The sequence below is a fragment of the Streptomyces sp. NPDC006012 genome, from assembly GCF_042871185.1.
GTDB lineage: Bacteria > Actinomycetota > Actinomycetes > Streptomycetales > Streptomycetaceae > Streptomyces.
The window spans coordinates 128,044-145,864 of sequence record NZ_JBIAIE010000013.1 but is presented as its reverse complement, the minus strand read 5'-3'; the positions used below and the strand labels follow the sequence as shown (position 1 = coordinate 145,864).

Sequence of the window (17,821 nt, the reverse complement as noted above, 5' to 3'; positions counted from 1 at the left end):
GGTCCTGATCCGTTCGGTGCCGTGCCGTTCAGTGCCGTGCCGTTCAGTTGATGCGCACCATGGGCGCGTTGACGGTCAGCGTGCTGCCGCCCCTGAGTTCGGTGCGGGTGGTGCCGTCCACCGCCACCTGGTTGCCGCGCACCTCCACCGCGCCCCCGGTGGACAGCTTCACCTGGCCGGTACCGCCGTCCACCTGGACCCCGGTGCGGGCCGTGAGCTTCACCGAGTCGCCGGTCAGCTCCAGCGTGCCGCTGCCCGCGTCCAGAGCGACCCCGCTGCCCGCCTTGATCGAGACCTGCTCCCGCGCCTCGATCTCCACCGTGCCGTCGCTGTGCACCACGATCGTGGTGCCCCTGCGGTCGAGGTTGATCCTCAGCTTGCCGTCGCCCGTCACGAGCCGTACGCCCTGCGGACCGTTCGCCGCGTCCAGCAGCTCCAGCTTGTTGCCGCCGGGGGAACCGAACGCGCGCTTGTTGACGGCGCCGCTCGTGGGGTCGACGGCCTCCGCCTCCTGACCGTCCCCCTGGCCGCCCTGACCTCCGGTCCCTCCCGCCCCGCCCTGCCCCCGCCCCGGCTTGTCCTGACCGTTGTAGAGACCGGCGAGCACATAGGGACGGTCCAGATGCCCCTGCTCGAACCCGACCAGCACCTCGTCACCGACCTCGGGGATGAACGCCGCCGCACCGCCCGTCCCGCTCGCCTGCGCGGTCCGCGCCCAGTCGCTCGCGTACTCGTCGGACAGCCACGGGAACCGCACCTTGACCCGGCCCAGACCCTCCGGGTCCTTGGTGTCCGTCACCGTGCCGTTCGCCAGCCCGGAACACCGGGAGCCCGTCCCGGTGCCGCTCCCCGGCCCACCGCCGGTCAGTCCGAACAGCGAACGCTCCTGCTGCCCGGAGACCGTCACCCAGGTCTCGTAGCCGCGTACCGGATCGAACACGTGCCGCGAGGACGTCACCGTGTACCGGCCCTCGAAGGGCGCACCCACCCCGGCCAGCGTGACCGCACCGCCCGCCCGCACCTCGGGATTGCCCCGGATCACCGCCTCCAGCTCGGCGAACGACCCGGCGATCCGCGCGGCGAGCGACTTCGCCGCCTGGTCCACCCGGGCCTGGTTGTCGTACGGCGCGTCCGACACCACGAAGTCCGCCTCGCCGAACGGCCGCGCCACCTCGGCAGCCGTCACCCCCAGCTCCAGCGTCGCGGTCCCGCCCGCGTCGGCGCGGCCGACCAGCGGCTGCTTGGCCCGTACGTCCCAGCCGCGCACCTCGACCACCGACACCTGCTCGGCGGCGGACACCCCGGCCCGGCAGCGCAGCAGGTTGTCGCCCATCTCCAGGACCAGGGGATTGCGGTCGGCCCGCGCGGACGTCTCCGGAGCGCCACCCGCCTGAGTGGGCTTGACCACGTGCAACTGGCCGTCCGTCACATGGATCTGCGCGCCCGCCTCCTCGGCCAGTGAGCGCAGGAACTCCCAGTCGCTGACGTTCGGCTGGGCCACGTGCTCCAGGACCGGGCCCGCCACCTCCACCGTGCCCGGCTTCAGCCCCGCACGCCGTGCCACCCGGACGCAGATGTCGGCGAGCGTCATGTTCTGGTAGCCGGCCACCCGACGGCCGCGGAAGAGGCGGTGCGACTCGTCCAGGCCCCGCACCACCGTGAAGGTGCCCGTGTCGTCGATCTCCACCTCCAGCGCCGTCACGCTCCCGGTGAACAGGGGACGCGGCGCGGGACCGCCACCGGCGCCGGCCAGCAGCCGCACCCGGGTACCGATCCGCACGCCCGCCTGTTCCAGCAGCACCCGACCGGGGTCGCGGAAACGCAGCACGAACAGGTCCGGCAGCGTACGGCTGTCGTCCACATACCCCTCGACCAGGGTGTTCGCCACAGCCGGCGGCAGCGGACGGCCGTCGAACTCCACCGCCAGGACCTTGGCGACGCTCTGATTGACCATGACCGGCCTCACCGACCCCCGTCGTGTCCGTCGCCGCCGCCCGCGCCGCGCTCCAGCTCGTCCGGCGCGGGAAGCAGCAGCTCGCGCCCCTCGGGCAGGCGCATCGGATCGTCGATCCCGTTCGCCGCCGCGATCGTCCGCCAGGCGGCCGGGTCGCCGTACTCGCGCCAGGCCAGCAGCGCCAGCGTGTCCCCGGCGCGCACCCGGTGCACGCGGCGCGCGTGCAGCGCTCCCGAGGTGGGATTCTGCCCCGGGGTCTCCCCGGTGATCTCCTCCATGGTGACCTGGCACACCGCCCGGATCGGCACGCCCGAGGTGGTGAACAGGGTGTACTTCGCCTGCACCTGGCTGACGTAACCGGGGAAGCCGGTGAGCCCGCCCCAGTGGAAGACCACCCACGGCGGCGAGGCCCGCTGCTGCTGCCGTGTCTCGCTCGTCGGCACGCAGCACGCGAACAGCTTCTCGACCGCGGTCACCACGCTGGTGTCCTGCGTGTCGCTCGCGTCGAAGAACATCTCCACCGTCAGCTTGCTGGGCTGCGGCCCCTGGTACTCGGGCGGTCCCGCGCTTTTCGCCCCCTTGGCCGGGGTCCGCTTCCAGGCCGCCGCCTTGGTCAGGGACAGCTCTTTGGGATTGAACTGGAAGGCGATCCGGCCACTGGGTGCGCCCGGCGTCAGACTGCCGCCCGGCGGCGGGGTGCGCAGTTCCAGGTACGCGTGCTCCAGCTTGGGCCGGGCGCCTCCCCGGCCGGCACTCGTCCCCGCGCCCGCCGCGCTGAACGCCACCGGAGAACCCACCGCTCAGCCCTCCATCACATAGCCGTGGTGGGCGATCTCTATGGTCTCGGTCGCGACCTTGGGGGACTCCGGGTTGAACGCGGGACCGGTCCAGCGCACCGGCACCACTTCCAGCAGCCCCCACTGCGCCACCTTGCGGCCGTCGCCGGTACGCGCCTCGATGTGCGCCGTCCTGCGCTTGATGCCGGTGGTCATGCTCGCGAACCACTTGGCCACCTTCTCGGTGTCCCGGGTCAGTGGCCTGGACAGCTTGATGTTCGGGTACTTCAGGCGGGTGGGCAGCTGCCACAGGTGGCCGTTGTTGCCGCCCTCCTCGCGCTGTTCGAGCACCACCTCGCAGCCCAGGCCCTCACACGTGTTGAACGAGCCCAGCTCGATGCCGTCCACGGTGACGACGAAGCAGACGCTGACCGCCGGGTCGTCGGTCACGGACATGGCGTACCTCTTCTCTCCGCACTCGTCAGTGCCTGGTGTCTCGCCGCACTCGTCAGCGCCTTGTCAGTGCCATGTGTCGATCAGCCGGCCGGCCCGTTCCCGGTCCAGCCGCAGTTCCGCCTTGAGCAGCCGGCTCAGTGGCGCGAACAGGGCCCGGACCAGCTCGTCGTCCACCTTCGGCGCACCTCGCCCGGAGCCGCCGGACGCCGGGTCCTGGGTCTGCTCCCCGGCAGCGGACGATGCGGTGCCGGAGCTCTCGGAAGGGGGTTCGGGTGCCGGTTCGGCGGACGCGGCCGGCGGGTCGGGCGGGTCGGGCGGGGGCGGCGGCTCGGAATCGGACACGTCACGCTGGACGGCCGGGGCGAGCGGCACCGAGCCCGGCGGCGGACCGTACGACACGGGACGTACGGCCCTCGCGGGCGGCGAGCGGAACACCACCGAGCCGTCGGCCGTGCGCTGCGCCACTCCCGCGGTGACGGCCACCGCACCGGCGTCCAGCAGGGGGCGGGACACCGCGGGGACGGACCCACGCGCGACCGCCGGCGGGAAAGCGGCCGCCGGAGCGACGGACCGCTGGGCGGACGGCACCGGGGAACGCCTTGGCGGCGCCCCCTCCGCGCGGGCCGGATCGGCTCCCGCCGTCGCCGCCGGGCCGCCCTCCGGCCCGGACGACCACCGCAACGGTACGACGTGCGGCTCTGCTTCTCCGGCGCGGGCATCCGGCGGGCCCTTCGCACCCGACTCCAGCACCCTGGAGAAGAGCGGCACCGACCGCTGCGCGACGAGCGGCACCACGGGCTCCGCCGCCGGAGCCGGTGCGGCCGGCACCGGCGTTCCGTCGGCGGTGGCCCGCTGGATCCGTACCGGCAGGGCGGTGGCGGTGGTGGCTGCGGTCGGTTCCGGTGCCGGTTCCGGCGTCGGGCCGGTGTCCGCGGTCCGTGCGACGAGCGGATCGTCGGCGAGCAGCGGCCTGGACGGCGGGTCCGCCTGCGGGGGGAGACCGGGCTCGTCCGGCGGCAGGGGACCACGGGTGCTCGCGGCGGGCTTCCGCTGCGCCGTGGGTGGCAACGCGGTCAACGGCTCGCCCAGGCCGAAGCCCTGGGGGCGCGCGGAACCCGGCTCCGTGGCCCGCTGGACCGGCGGCGACACCGGCGAGGGTGCCACTGGCGACGGTGCCGACGAAGGCGTTGACGGCACCGAGGGCGCGGGTCCCTCCGCTGCCGTACCGGGCCGCGGCCCCTCGACCGGCACGCGGTCCAGCTGACGCAACGGCATGTCAGGAGGCTGGGCCGAGAGCAAGGGCGCGGCCGTATCCACGGTGCCCGTAGCGCTTGCGTCGGGTACGGGGTACGGGCCGTCGGACGCACCCACACCCCCGGCTCGCTGCAACGGAACGACCGGGAGCCGCAGTCCGCTGCCGCCCGTACCCGGTGCGCCCGGCTCCGGCGTCGGGCCCGGGGCGTTCGGATGCACCTCACGGCTCACCGTCGGCGCACCGGCGGACGCGCTCGGTGCCACGAGCCCGTGACCCAGCCCGGACGGCGCCTCCAGACTCACCAGATGGCCGAGCGGCGTGAAGAACGACGTGTCCCGCCAGGTGCCCAGGGAACCGCGGAACCCCGCCGGATCCGTCACCAGGGCGGGCGCACCCACCGTACGTTGCAACGGGGGCACCTCCTGCCACCCCGGGACGCTCACCTCCCTCACCCTTGGCGGCGCGGCCGGGCTCTGCGCCCCGTCGTCGCGCCGGCGCCCCCCGGTCAGCCAGGCCGGCCATCGCATCAGCGTCACCGCTCGTTCAGCCGGGCGACGTGCTGGACGTACCGCAGCCGGTCCGGGTGCTCAAGATCGAGGATCTGGTCGAGGGACCAGTGGAAGTGGTAGGCGAGGTACGCGACTTCCTCATGGAGCCGGTCGGTCGCGTACGTCATGATTCCCCCAGGCGACCACCACCGGACAGGTCCACCGCGAAGTGCTCCTGGCAGGAGGGGCAGGTGACCGCGGCGCGGGTGTGCCCCTCGGCGTTGATCCGGCGGTAGAAGTCCTGGAGGAAGGCGAGGTCGGAGGCGAACAGGTCCTCGACGACGCCGGGGTGGACGTCCTCGATCGCGCCGAGGCGGACGAGAACCCGCGAGATCAGTACCACCGAAAGGTAGGCGGAGTTCTCCCGGACCCGGTCGTCCCGCAGCGGCACCAGCTCGTCGCGCGCGGTCGCCAGCCGCATGACCCCGCTGCGGTGCACCGCCCCGGACTCGTCCACGTATCCGCGCGGCAGCTCGAAGGGGAACTCGGTGCGCAGCGTGTCGACGGACCCGCCGCGGTCCTCGTCCGTGCCGCCTTGGGCGGATGCCGCGATCGTACGGCGCATCAGTCGACTTCCACGCTCTCGTAGGTGATCGACAGCTTCTCCGTCAGCACGGAGGTGTCACCCGCCTTGAGCGTGCTGATCTCCAGCGACTTGGGCCAGGCGTTGATCAGCTTGTAGCGCTTGATCGGCATGCCCTCGTAGTCGTAGACGATGATCGAGCCGTTGCGGCGGGCGCTGACCATCTTCCCGAACCGGGAATCCTTGATCCACCGCTCGAAGCTGTTGTCCTCCGTCAGGCCGCGGGTGACGGTGACCTCGCCGGCCTTGGGACGGCCCGGCAACTTCTTGATCGCGTACTTGCCGTCGGCCGTGTTCTGCTTCAACTCGATGACGTCCTGCTCCATCTTCAGACCGCTGACCTCGGTGATCTGCCGGATGAGAACGCTGTCGAATTCGAGGCCGAAGGAATGTCCTACGGAACTGTCGAGCTCGGGGAGCGGCATGCAAGCCTCCTAGAATCCGTCCGTCGTGAGGGCCCTCGCAGCGCCCACCGTCACTCGTCGATCCCGCCCGACCCCGCCGACAGCTGGGCGAGCCGGAACACCACGAATTCCGCCGGCTTGACCGGGGCCACCCCGACCTCGCAGATGACCTGGCCCGCCTCGATGGACTCCGGCGGGTTGGTCTCGCGGTCGCACTTCACGTAGAACGCCTCGTCCGGGGTCAGCCCGAAGAGGGCGCCCTTGCGCCACTCGTTGACCAGGAAGGCCGAGATGGTGCGCCGGATACGGGCCCACAGCGCGTCGTCGTTCGGCTCGAAGACCACCCACTGGGTGCCCGCGAGGATCGACTCCTCCAGATAGTTGAAGAGTCGCCGGACATTGAGGTACCGCCATGATGCGTCATCGGCGAGCGTGCGCGCACCCCACACCCGGATGCCACGACCGGGGAAGGCCCGGATGCAGTTGAGCCCGATGGGATTGAGGAGGTCGTGCTCGCCCTTGGTGATCTGCGTCTGCAACCCGACCGCGCCGCGCAGCACTTCGTTCGCCGGCGCCTTGTGCACCCCGCGCGTCTCGTCGTTGCGCGCCCAGACACCCGCGACGTGCCCGCTCGGCGGCACGAAGGCGTCTCTGCCCACAGCCGGGTCGAACACCTTGATCCACGGGTAGTAGAGCGTGGCGTACTTGGAGTCGAACCCGGTCGTCTCCAGCCGCCAGGACTTGATCTGCCGCGGACTCAGTCCGGGCGGCGGATCGAGGACGGCGATCCGGTCACCCATCGCCTCGCAGTGGTCGATCAGCCCGCGCTGCACCGAGATGACCGCCTCCAGGTCCAGCGCCCCACGCTGGTACGCACTCATCAGGTCGGGCGCGGCCACCATGGTGACCTCCTCGACGGCCTCAAGACCGCCGAACCCGGTGCGCCGGTCGGGATCGCCGACGTACGAGTCCGCCGACAGCGTGTCGGGCACCGCGACGGCCCCCGCGCCCGGCCCGGCCCCGGGCACCGCCAGCGTCACGGACTGCGTCTCCGGACGGGCCGGTGCGGCCCCCTTGCCGGACTCCTCCAGCCGGATGAGCTGGGAGCGGGCCCTGACCTGCGTGGCCACGTTGTCCTTGCTGCGCTTGGTGGTCACGGACGGATACGTCTCGGCGACTGCCCCGTCCCGCTTGACGACCAGAGTGAAGACGTCCTGCGGCGGATCCTCGCCCTCGGGGTCGGCGACCTCGACGGTGATCTCCCCGATGACGCCCGGCAACGCCTTGACGACATACGGTCCGAGCTGCGCCGTCGGCCCCGCGGCGGCCTCCTCGGCCGCTGCCGCCCCCGCCTCGTCCCGATCCCCTTCCGCGCCGCCGATCCGGATGACGTAGCAGATCCCGCCGCCGTTGGCGAAGTACCCGTAGACGGAGGAGGCGAGATAGGTCCCCTCGACGAAGTCACCGAAGACGGTGGTGAACTGCGTCCAGTTGGTGATCAGCGTCGGCTCGTGGAACGGGCCCTTCTGCGCGAACCCGATGAAGGCGGCGACCGAGGTGCCGACCCCCTCGATCGGCCGCGACCCGGACTCCACTTCTTCGACGTAGACGCCCGGGGACAGGTACGACGGCATGTGTGTCCTTCCTTGGCCGGGAAACGCCCGCCATTCTCGCGACAGCCGCGATCACCGGGAACGGACACACGGCCGCCCACCCGTGCACCGGGCGCTGCCCGATGAGGCAACGTCCTCGTGCTGTCCGGCCCCTCAGCTACTGCCCCCGCCGGTGTCCCCTCGCACTGCGTACACCGTCCACCACGCCCGGACCCTGATACGACGGCAGGGCCATGCGGCTCGCGTGCCGGCTGTCCGGGAAAGCGGTGGGCCGGGAGGGCGGATGAAGGCGGTTCCGGAGAAGGACCCCGGCGCTGCCCGTGCCAGGACAACCCCTTCGCGTACGGATGGCTCCCGTACGACGGCGCCACCGCAACGCCCGCCGGGCGACCGCCCCGTCCCCGCACCCGGCCCGCGCGACCTGCAACGGCTCCAGCGCACGGCGGGCAACGCCGCCGTGTCGCGTCTGGTGGCGCAGCGCTACACCGCCCCGGTGAAGCCGTCCCCCGCGCAGGCGGCCGGGTTCCGCAAGGTCAAGGCCGACGTGGCCGCCAAACGCACCAAGGTCGCTGTCCACGCCCCCGCCGCGGCGGAGTCGAAGTCGGCGCAGGACGCGGCGGTCGCTCCGCCGGACGACAAGGAGGCGCAGGGCAAGGCGGCGAACGCCGAGAAGATGAACGCGGCGAAGCCCGGCGAGTTCAACAAACAGGCCTTCATCGACGCCGTGAACAAGGCGATCGAGGCGCAGGCGCCGAAGAACCTCGACGACGCCGACAATTTCTCCAAGTCCGGCAAGGCCGACAAGATCAAGGGCGAGGTCGACGGGAAGGTCTCCGACGGCAAGGAGACCTCGGCCAAGGACATCGACACGGCGACGAAGGCCCCGCCGGACACGTCGGCCGCCAAGGACAAACCGGTCACCCCGATGTCCCCGGACCAGCCCCCGCCCAACCCGGGCGCCCCGTCCGCAGCGGACGCGATCCCCGAGAAGCAGCCCGCTTCCGTGACCGATTTCTCCGAAGGCCCGGCGCACAACGACAAGGCGATGGCGGACGCGGAGGTCACCGAGGACCAGCTCGCCAAGGGCAACGAGGCGGAGTTCGACCAGGCCCTGTCCGCGAAGAAGACCGCGGAAGCGGACTCCGCGAAGGCCCCCGCCAAGGGCAAGGCGGCCGAGGCCCAGCAGCTCTCCGCCGCGAAGTCAGGGGCGGCGGCCTCCGGCGCCCAGGCGATGAACGCGCTGACCGCGACCCGTGCGTCGGCGGGCAAGCAGGTCGACGGCGGCAAGGGCGAGACGAAGTCGAAGGACGAAAAACGGCGGGCCGAGGTCACGGCCAAGCTGCAGAAGGTCTACGACTCCACGAAGAAGGACGTGGAGGAGACCCTGTCCGGTCTGGACAAGAAGGTCGACACCGCGTTCACGGCGGGGGAGAAGGCGGCACGGGACGCGTTCACCGCGGACCACAAACGCCGCATGAAGGCCTACAAGGACAAGCGGTACTCGGGCTGGACGGGCAAGGCTCGCTGGGTCAAGGACAAGTTCGCCGGTCTGCCCCAGGAGGCCAACAACCTCTACCAGGAGGCCCGCAAGCTCTACGTCGCGAAGATGCAGACGGTCATCTCCTCGGTCGCCGACATCATCGGTGCCGAGCTGGGCCGGGCGAAGGCCCGCATCGCCAAGGGCCGCACCGAACTGAAGGCCGAGGTCGACAAACTCCCCGCCGACCTGCGTCAGTTCGGCGAGGACGCCGCGAAGGACTTCGCCGGGAAGTTCGACGACCTCGAAGCGACGGTCAACGAGAAGTCCGAACAACTGGTGCAGGACCTGGCCCAGAAGTACACGGCGGCCCTGAACAAGGTCGACGAAGAGATCAGGAAACTCCAGGAAGCCAACAAGGGTCTGATCGACAAGGCGAAGGACGCGATCGTCGGCGTCATCAAGACGATCAACGAACTCAAGAACCTCCTCCTCGGCATCCTCGCCAAGGCCGCCTCCGCCATCATGAAGATCATCAAGGATCCCATCGGGTTCCTCGGGAACCTGGTCAAGGCGGTGGGCGCCGGCCTCAACCTCTTCGTCACCAACATCGTCGAGCACCTCAAGACCGGTGTCGTGTCCTGGCTGCTGGGCACCGCGGTCAAGGCCGGCCTCGAACTCCCGCAGAAGTTCGACCTCAAGGGCATCATCCAGCTCATCGCCTCCCTCCTGGGCCTGACGTGGGCGAACATCCGCGCCCGCATCACCCGCAAGGGCATCCCCGACCAGGCCGTGTCCGCCGTCGAACAGTCCGTCCCCGTGGCCCAGAAACTCGCCCGCGAAGGCCCGGCGGGCGCGGTCAAGGAAATCACCGAAGAAGCCGGTGACCTCAAGGCCACCATCCTCGAAAAACTCACCAGCTATCTGATCCCCACGGTCATCATCGCGGGCATCACCTGGATCCTCTCCCTCCTCAACCCGGCATCGGCGTTTGTCCGCGCTGTCAAAGGCATCATCGACATCGTCACCTTCATCGTGAACCAGGGCGCCCAGATCGTGCAGTTCGTCAACGCGGTCCTGGACGCGGTGATCGAGATCGCCAACGGTGGTTCGGCAGGCGTCCCCAAGATGGTCGAAACGGCCCTGGCCGCCAGTGTTCCGCTCCTCATCGGCTTCCTCGCATCACTCCTCGGCATCGGTTCGCTCGCCAACAAGGTCAAATCCGTATTCCATGCCGTGGCCCGTCCTGTGAACCGCGCTATCGACAAGATCGTCGGATTCATTGCTAAAGCAGGGAAAAAACTCTGGGCCAAGCTTAGGAAGGTTGGAAAGAAGGTCAAGGACAAGCTCAGCGGGCGGAAGGGAGGCGAGCAGAAGGCGGACGAGGAAAAGGACGACGAGGTGAGTAGGAATGTCAAGCGTGAAGCTCATCTGATGCTCTCCGGGCCTATATCGAAACCGCTGAAGAGTAAGGAGTCCTTGGACGGCATCATTGCCGACGTACTCGGTCGGCTGCGCCCCAAGGGGTTGAAGTCACTTTACGCGGAGTCTCGGGAAAAGGATTCCGGAAAGTTCCATATCGTTGCGGAGGCTAGCCCTCCCAGTGTGGTAGGTGTTGCTGCCCTGAGCACCAAAGAGAAGAAGGATATTATACGTGCGGCGATGAACTTGGTGGGAACCCTGGAATTTCTGAAGAAGATAGCAGAGCCCAGAGGCGTGGTTTCCGTTGAAGTGGACAGTAAAAAATATGATGTTGACTTCGCATTCTTTGCTGCGGCTTGGTCGGACAGCAAGGTGAAGAGTGCGGTGAGCGACAGGTTCCGTGACGCAGTGGACGGACATCATGAATGGCTTCCCGCGGCCTATCTGCTGGATGTTGTGCGGAATGCCAAAGATCATGTCGACGGAGCGAAATGGATAGATGCTCAGAACTCACTGAGGAGCGACACCGCCCACCTTGTTTTCTTCCCTTCGAAATCCATGCGGGAGACGACGGTCAACGGGAAGAAGTACAGCATCCCGCAAGGTCATGTCGGTGCCGTCTACTTCACTGGGAAGATCAACGGAAAAGAGTTCGACAACAAGCCTATGGTCCAGAAGGGTGGTCCGACCGGTCCGTTCCACAGCGAGCTCGGTACTGCATTCAGGGGTAGCGGCTCGGTGGCCTCAGCCGTGCAGGCTCTAAAAATCGTCATGCTGGCATGGATATGGGACGGGAAGGGATCGTTCCCGCACGACATTCACTCCTCCTGCGTGGACAAGAACGGTAACCCTGTGACAGAGGCTCGGCAGCAGACCAATCACACCACAGTTGTGGACAAGTTCGATAAATGGGACCGGTGAGCCATGAGATCTTCGAAAGGGCGAGAATCTTTCGGCGACGCTGATACGGCCATGCGCTGGGTTTGGGCTGCCGAGCTGCCGGAGCGCCACAAGCACAACTTCATTCGATTTGTCGAGCGATTTCCCTCGCTCACTTTCGCGAGGGACACCGAGGAATCTCTAGATGAGGTGGAATCCAGAGACGGTGTGGTGCTGCCCTCGCATATTCGGAACTTCAGGCGCACGCTCTCCTTTGTCGCCCCGCCGCTGCTGGCGCTGTTCGATGGTTACGATTACGAGTGCAGCAAGTCCGACGCGGAGGTCGATATCTGGTACGGAATTGGTCTAGGTGAAGCAGGGGAAGAGGTGCTGGAAGATTTCTTGGCGCGAGCGCACAGCTATGTGGTCGGGTCGTGGCACGGTTCGGATAATTCGTACTTGACGGTCGACACCGTCAATGTGGAAGATGAACGTATTTTTGAGTTCGCAGGGGACGACCTGGCGTACGCTTTGCTTGAGGGCAGCCCGGTCGAAGAGATCATCGAGCCGGCATTCGCATCGTATTCGAGCATGCTCGCCCACATCGTTGCACTGAGGACCTGGGAGGGTGCTGTCACCTTGGCCGCTGACATGGGGTGATCGATCAGCCCGTGAGCAGGGACATGTACGGCCCGAACTCCGACGCCAGCGTCAGGCGGCCCAGCTTCTGGTACTCCCGTTGCACCGCATGGATCAGGTCTGTCATCGTCACCGGCTTGCCCGACTCGGCGGCCAGGTAGGCCGCCGTCACGGCCACGGAGCGGATGTTGCCGCCCGACAGTTCGAAGGAGTCCGCGCAGAAGTCCAGGTCCAGGTCGGTCGTGCGGGGGAGGACCGGGCCCAGGCAGCGGTCCCAGAGGGTGCGGCGCTGGGGGGCGTCCGGGAGGGGGAAGTCGATGACCAGGTCCAGGCGGCGGGTGAAGGCGTCGTCGAGGTTGGCGCGGAGGTTGGTGGCGAGGATCGCCAGGCCGTCGAAGGTCTCCATGCGCTGGAGGAGGTACGCGCTCTCGACGTTCGCATAGCGATCGTGCGCGTCCTTGACCTCCGAGCGCTTGCCGAAGATCGCGTCGGCCTCGTCGAAAAGCAGTACGCCGTTGATGCCTGCCGCTTCGGAGAAGATGCGTTCCAGGTTCTTCTCCGTTTCGCCCACGTATTTGTCGATGACCGTGGCCAGATCGACCGTGTAGAGGTCCAGGCCCAGGTCCGCCGCGATCACTTCGGCGGACATGGTTTTTCCTGTGCCCGAGTCGCCCGCGAACAGGGCCGTCACGCCCCGGCCCCGGCCGCCTCCCGGACGCATGCCCCACTCGCCCAGGACCCGGTCGCGGTGGCGGGCGCGGGCGGTGAGCTCGCGGAGCTGGGTGAGCGCGTCCGGGGGGAGGACCAGGTCGGACCAGGTCACCGCCGGTTCTACGCGTCGCGCCAGGCGGTCGAGGCCCGCCGCGTTCTGCGAGCGGGCGCCGGCGCGGATGTGGTCCGGGAGGAGAGCGCCGCCGTTCAGCATCGCGGCCTGGTTGGCTCCTTGGGCGGCTCTGATGATCTGGTCCGGGGCGAGGAGGAAAGGGGAGAGGAGGTGCGTGAGGTTCAGGTCCGGGGGGACGGGGGCGGGGTACGCCTGCGTCCAGAGGGCGGCCCTTGTCGTCGGTTCCACACGGGGGGCGTGCAGGAGCAGGGGCGGGCGGGACGACCAGGCCGCGTCCCACGGCACCCGGCCGATCAGGACCGTGGGGACGGGGACGCCCGTCACCAGGCGGATGGCCTCCGTCTTGTCCGGCTCCCGGGTCAGGGCGTCGAGCGGTGCGCACACCAGGCCGGCGGTGGTGAGCCGGGCCTCGCGGGCCAGGACGCGTACCGCCTCGGCTGGGTTCGGGTCGCGGGCCAGGCGGTCCAGGTCGACGCCGAGGACACCGCGGCCGGCGCGGGCCAGCGCGGAAGCGGCGAGCGCCGTACCCGCGCCGCCCTGTTCCTCGCGAAGGTACGTGAGGGGGAGCCCGCGGGTCAGGGCGCGGGCGAGACCGGACGGGTCGCCGACGCCGGGGACGTCCTGCCAGGGGGCCAGCAGGTCCACGATGCGTGGGTCGGGGGTGTCGTCGCCCAGCAGGTGAGCCGTGACCCGGTCGGGGACGCGTAGTGCGCGGGCGAGGAAGGGGCGGTCCTGGTCCTCTACGAGTAGGAGGCCGCCGGCGCGGAGCGGTGCCTGCGGGGACAGGCGTGATCTGGCTCCCGCGTCGGCGGCGGACAGGCCGCACAGGCCGAGGGCGAGGCCGGTGCTGGGGCGGCGGCGGGTGACGTCGTCGTTGAGGTAGCCGTAGAACTGCTCGAAGCGGTCGTCCAGGTCCGGTACGAGCGCGATCAGCAGGATCTCGGTGTCCAGTGCGGAGAGGCCGAAGTCGTGGGCGAGGGTACGGAGTCGGGTGGGGCTGCCTGCCGCTTCCGCCGCTTCGGCGCGTGACTCCGCTTCGGCGAGGAAGGCCGCGTCGGTGTCGTCGGGAGCGCTGACCGTGAGGGGGCGGCCGTGTTCCAGGAGGCGGAGGATCGTCTCGTCGCTCAGGTACAGGCCGCGGAACGCGTCGTCGGGCGCCGGGTCCGTGAGCTGTCGGGCGTGGACCGCCCGGCGTACTCGCTGCTCGACGAGGATCGCGCGGTCGAGGAGGTGGCGCAGGCCGGGGTCGGGGACGGGGACCTGCGGGTCCGGCTCCGCGGGGAGCGTCATTCCGCTCGTTCTTCCGCCACGCGCGACGCGATGCCGCCCCGGCGGGCCCCGTACACCGGCAGGTGCCTGCCGTCCGGCGTCGGCTGAGTGGGGCCGCTGGACGTCTGCTGGTCCGCGGGGATCTCGCCGAAGCCGAGCTGTACTCCGTCCTCGCCGACCTGCGGGCCCGCCGGGTAGAGCGGGGACTCGGTGACCGGGACGCTCACCACCAGGTCGAGCGAGGGCTTGAGCTCGCCGCCGAGGGCGCTCCACACGTCGGCGAACGACCGGTCCTCGGGCGGCGGCAGCGCGACCGTCATGGGGACGGAGACGCCGATCTCGCCGAGTGTGCCGGTGAGTTGTCCGGCGGGCAGGGCCTCGTAGCGCAGCAGACAGGACAGGAGCGAGGAGAGCAGGCGGTGTTCGTCCTCGGGGCGCTTGGTCCACGCGGTGATGAGATACGACAGCTTGAAGTAGCGCGGCGGGCGGCGCCGGGCCACGATGGTGCCCTGCTCGTCGTACTCGTTGAGCAGACCGCGCTCACGGCGGCGCATGTCCTCCCGGATGTCGTACAGGTACAGATTGACGGTGGGGGCGTTGACCTTGGCGGCCCAGTCGCGGGTGGGGGCGTCGAAGACCACCGCCACCTGGCCGCCGGCCAGGGCGTGGGTCCGGAACATCGTGCGCAGCGCCTCGTCGACCTCGTGGATCACGGCTCGTTCCTACCTCCGGCCCGCGAAGTCCGGTGGTTGCAGGCTGCGTTGCACGATCAGTACCGGTTTCGTCAGCCGGTCCAGGCCCCGCACCTGGGCGCGGAGCGTCCGCGGCCCGAGCTGGTCCTTGCGCAGCACCAGCACCTGTGCCTCGAAGGTGCCGTCCGGGCCCACCCGTACGGCTGACTGCGCTGCCGTGAGCCCCGGGCTCCAGCTGAGTGCGACCGTGCGGCCGGGCGGGAAGTCCTTGCCGCGGGCCACCACCACATCGCCGGGCCTGGCCACCTGCGGTGTGACGGTCAGCTTCGGCTGGAGGACGCGGATACGGGCCGTGTCAGTGCTGTTCGCGCGCCGTGGGTCGCGCGGTGAGCCGGTGACCGAGGCGCGGATCTCGCCGCTGACGGCGGTGTCGTAGACGGCGGTCTGGGTGACGACGACGCGTCCGCCGGGCGCGATGGTGCAGGGCTTCGCCCGGGTGCAGCCCGACAGGGCGGACAGGGCGGACGGGGCGCTCTTGCTGGTGCCGGTGGCGCGCGGCCAACTGGTCGTGAGGACGACGTTCTTGGCCGTGCGGGGGCCCGCGTTGGTGAGGGTGAAGCCGGCCCGGGTCGCGAGGCCCGTGTAGTTGGGGACGGGGGACGCCACCGCCGTGACGGCGATGTCCGCCTCGTTCGGTGCCGGGGCCGGGGTGACCGTGAAGGTGGCCGTGCCGGTGCCGGTGTTGCCGGACGCGTCGGTGGCGGTGCAGGTGACCGTGGTGGTGCCGACCGGGAAGCGGGAGCCGGAGGCGGGGTCGCAGGTGACCGGGAGTGCGCCGTCGGTCGCGTCCTCGGCGCTCGCGGTGAAGTCGATGACGGCGCCGTTGCTGCCGGTGGCTTCGACGGTGCGGTCGTCGACGGTGACGACGGGGGCGGTCACGTCGTTGACGGTGATCGTGATGTGCTGCTGGTAGTCCTCGGGGGTGGGATCGCCGCCACCGCCACCGCCGCCTCCGTTCTGGCCTCCGTTTTGATTGCCGCCGATGTTCTGGCCGCCGTTCTGGTTCCCGCCGATCTGGCCTCCGTTCTGGTCTCCGCCGATTCGGCCCCCGTTTTGATTGCCTCCGTTTTGGCCTCCGTTCTGATCTCCTCCGTTTTGCCCGCCGTTCTGGTCTCCGCCGATTTGGCCCCCGTTTTGATTGCCGCCATTCTGGCCGCCGTTCTGGTTCCCGCCTGCTCCGCCGGCTCCACCTGCCCCACCAGCCCCGCCGCCGGAGCCGGTGGTGGTGTTGCCGGCGATCACGCCACCGATGACGCCACCGAGGACCCCGGTGTGCTGACCGCCGTCGGTTCCGCCGATCAGGCCGCCGAGGACCCCGCCCAGAGAACCGCCGTCCGCCGCACCGCCCCCGGACGCACCACTGTTCGTACCGCTGCTCGTGCCGTCGTTCGTCCCACCGCCGCCACCGTCCCCACAGCCGTCGGAGCCGCTGACGGCGCCGCCGAGCACCCCCGCCACCAGTCCTCCCCTCCCGCCGCCGTCGGTTCCGCCGACGCCGCCCGCCGCCAGCCCCGCGATGGTGCCGGCGCCGCAGCCACCGGATCCGCTCGTCAGCCCGCCGGCCGCCCCGGCGACGAGGCCCCCGTCCCGGCCGCCGCTGCTGCCGCCGACCACTCCGCCGATGGCCCCGGCGATGGTTCCGGCGGCCGGACTGTCGCTGCCGCCGCTGCCGCCGCTGCCGCCGCTGCCGCCGCTGCCGTCGGAGCCGCCCTGCGTGGCGTCCGGTTCGGCCGGGGTACCGCCGGGGGCGAGCCGCTGCCCGCGGAACTCCCGGGCCGGCAGCACGTCGACGGGTGCCTCTCCGCTCGGCGGCCTGCCGTCCAGGAGGAACTGGACGGTGCAGCTCAGGGTCACGCCCTGCGGGGCGTCGTCCGCCACCGTGATCGTCTCGCCGAAGTCGGCGGTCTCCCCGCTCGTCACACGTAGGCTCGGGGGGTTCAGGGTGACGGAGAGGGCGGGATCGCAGCTGACCGTCTGATGGGTGACGGTGGTGGGCAGGTTGGTCAGCCCTTCGGCCACGGTGTCGGCGACCTGGTCCGCATCGATGTTCTGAAAGAGCTTGCCGCCGGTGGCCTGGACGACGTCGGTCGCCTGGTCGGGGTCGTGGGTGGGCTCGCGGTTCTGCTCGGGGCCGTTGCCGTTGTCCCCGTTGCCGTTCAGACTGTCGCCGAGTTCGGTCGCCACGTCCACGCCGATGACCCGCGCACCCACGTTCGTCAGGGAGTTCACCGCGTCGGTGAGACTGTGTCCCTTGCTGGGATCATGGCTTGAGGCATCGCCGACGAGCACCACGACGGGGCTCGCGCCGTCACGGAATACGGTCTGCCCTGACGCCCCGTTGCCGATCTGCCACAGGGCGTTGATCCAGTCCTCCGCGGGACCCGGACTGTAGGAACCCCGGTCGGCGGTGAGACGGTCGACGCCCCTCTGTACGGCGTCCAGGTCGTCCGTGAGTCCCTGGAGGACCGTGAAGACACGGTCTCCGTCGACCCCCTGGTCTCCGAACGTGGCCACGGCGAACCGGGAGTCGGGCTGTTCCTCGCGCACCCGGTCGGTGATCCTGCTCAGGTTCGACTGGACGTTGTCGATGGTGGGCTGCATGCTGCCCGTTCCGTCCACCAGCAGGACCACGTCCGGCCGGGGCGGCACCACGGGCGTACGGACGTGCTTGTCCACCGAGAGAGAGCCGCCCGGGTCCAGTGGCTCGTCCACCACGGCGGGGGTGACCGCCGGCTGCGGGGCGGCCGCCGGTACGTCCCCGGCGGCACTCGTGACGACGCCGATCACCAGGAGCAGTACGGCGGCCAGTACGCCGAAGCGGACGACCTGAGGGCGTGCACCGGCACGTGGGCGCCGGCGCCGGAATCCCCGTACAGAACGCACTGAACACCCCACTCAGGACTCATGACCGGCCCGAACGGCCCACTCCGGACTCTCCCGATCGGCACGC

The 17,821-nt window shown here is 69.9% G+C and carries 13 protein-coding genes; 2 read left to right on the top strand and 11 right to left on the bottom strand.

The window, feature by feature from the left end; translation table 11 throughout:
* Positions 1 to 43: 43 nt before the first annotated feature.
* From ACFYPJ_RS22785 to ACFYPJ_RS22750, 8 genes are all read right to left on the bottom strand, one after another.
* Complete coding sequence (locus ACFYPJ_RS22785) at positions 44 to 1,954, bottom strand: VgrG-related protein (protein ID WP_389020047.1); 1,911 nt, start codon at positions 1,952 to 1,954, stop codon at positions 44 to 46.
* A gap of 8 nt (positions 1,955 to 1,962) precedes the next feature.
* Entirely contained in the window at positions 1,963 to 2,751 is a 789-nt protein-coding gene (locus ACFYPJ_RS22780) for a LysM peptidoglycan-binding domain-containing protein (RefSeq protein WP_389020044.1), read from the bottom strand.
* A 3-nt stretch (positions 2,752 to 2,754) separates the two neighbouring features.
* Complete coding sequence (locus ACFYPJ_RS22775; protein WP_376530681.1) at positions 2,755 to 3,186, bottom strand: phage tail protein; 432 nt, start codon at positions 3,184 to 3,186, stop codon at positions 2,755 to 2,757.
* A gap of 63 nt (positions 3,187 to 3,249) precedes the next feature.
* Entirely contained in the window at positions 3,250 to 4,860 is a 1,611-nt protein-coding gene (locus tag ACFYPJ_RS22770) for a hypothetical protein (RefSeq protein WP_389020210.1), read from the bottom strand.
* 113 nt (positions 4,861 to 4,973) lie between these two features.
* Complete coding sequence (locus ACFYPJ_RS22765) at positions 4,974 to 5,117, bottom strand: DUF6760 family protein (protein WP_389020040.1); 144 nt, start codon at positions 5,115 to 5,117, stop codon at positions 4,974 to 4,976.
* A complete protein-coding gene (locus ACFYPJ_RS22760; protein ID WP_389020037.1) occupies positions 5,114 to 5,554 on the bottom strand; it encodes a hypothetical protein in 441 nt (146 codons plus the stop codon). The genes ACFYPJ_RS22765 and ACFYPJ_RS22760 overlap by 4 nt, the downstream gene beginning before the upstream one ends.
* Positions 5,554 to 5,997, bottom strand: coding sequence for a phage tail protein (locus ACFYPJ_RS22755; RefSeq protein WP_389020034.1), 444 nt, complete (start codon positions 5,995 to 5,997; stop codon positions 5,554 to 5,556). Before ACFYPJ_RS22755 ends, ACFYPJ_RS22760 begins: the two co-directional genes overlap by 1 nt.
* Positions 5,998 to 6,047: 50 nt before the next feature.
* Positions 6,048 to 7,610, bottom strand: a complete 1,563-nt coding sequence (locus ACFYPJ_RS22750) for a phage tail sheath family protein (protein WP_389020031.1) — start codon at positions 7,608 to 7,610, stop codon at positions 6,048 to 6,050.
* Between the two features lie 262 nt (positions 7,611 to 7,872).
* Between ACFYPJ_RS22750 and ACFYPJ_RS22745 the strand changes: the two genes are divergently transcribed.
* Both ACFYPJ_RS22745 and ACFYPJ_RS22740 read left to right on the top strand, forming a co-directional pair.
* Complete coding sequence (locus ACFYPJ_RS22745) at positions 7,873 to 11,409, top strand: hypothetical protein (protein ID WP_389020028.1); 3,537 nt, start codon at positions 7,873 to 7,875, stop codon at positions 11,407 to 11,409.
* Positions 11,410 to 11,460: 51 nt separating this feature from the next.
* Positions 11,461 to 12,027 (top strand): hypothetical protein, encoded by a 567-nt coding sequence (locus ACFYPJ_RS22740; protein ID WP_389020025.1) that lies wholly within the window; start codon positions 11,461 to 11,463, stop codon positions 12,025 to 12,027.
* A gap of 4 nt (positions 12,028 to 12,031) precedes the next feature.
* Here the strand turns inward: ACFYPJ_RS22740 and ACFYPJ_RS22735 are convergent, their stop codons facing one another.
* Genes ACFYPJ_RS22735 through ACFYPJ_RS22725 form a run of 3 tightly spaced genes read right to left on the bottom strand, consistent with a single transcriptional unit; the run spans position 12,032 to position 17,754 of the window.
* Positions 12,032 to 14,140, bottom strand: a complete 2,109-nt coding sequence (locus tag ACFYPJ_RS22735; RefSeq protein ID WP_389020022.1) for an ATP-binding protein — start codon at positions 14,138 to 14,140, stop codon at positions 12,032 to 12,034.
* The gene (locus ACFYPJ_RS22730) at positions 14,137 to 14,832 is read right to left on the bottom strand and encodes a DUF4255 domain-containing protein (protein ID WP_389020019.1); all 696 of its coding nucleotides are present in this window, start codon (positions 14,830 to 14,832) and stop codon (positions 14,137 to 14,139) included. The genes ACFYPJ_RS22735 and ACFYPJ_RS22730 overlap by 4 nt, the downstream gene beginning before the upstream one ends.
* Positions 14,833 to 14,841: 9 nt before the next feature.
* On the bottom strand, positions 14,842 to 17,754 hold the full coding sequence (locus ACFYPJ_RS22725) for an HYR domain-containing protein (RefSeq protein ID WP_389020016.1): 2,913 nt from the start codon (positions 17,752 to 17,754) through the stop codon (positions 14,842 to 14,844).
* Positions 17,755 to 17,821: the final 67 nt, after the last annotated feature.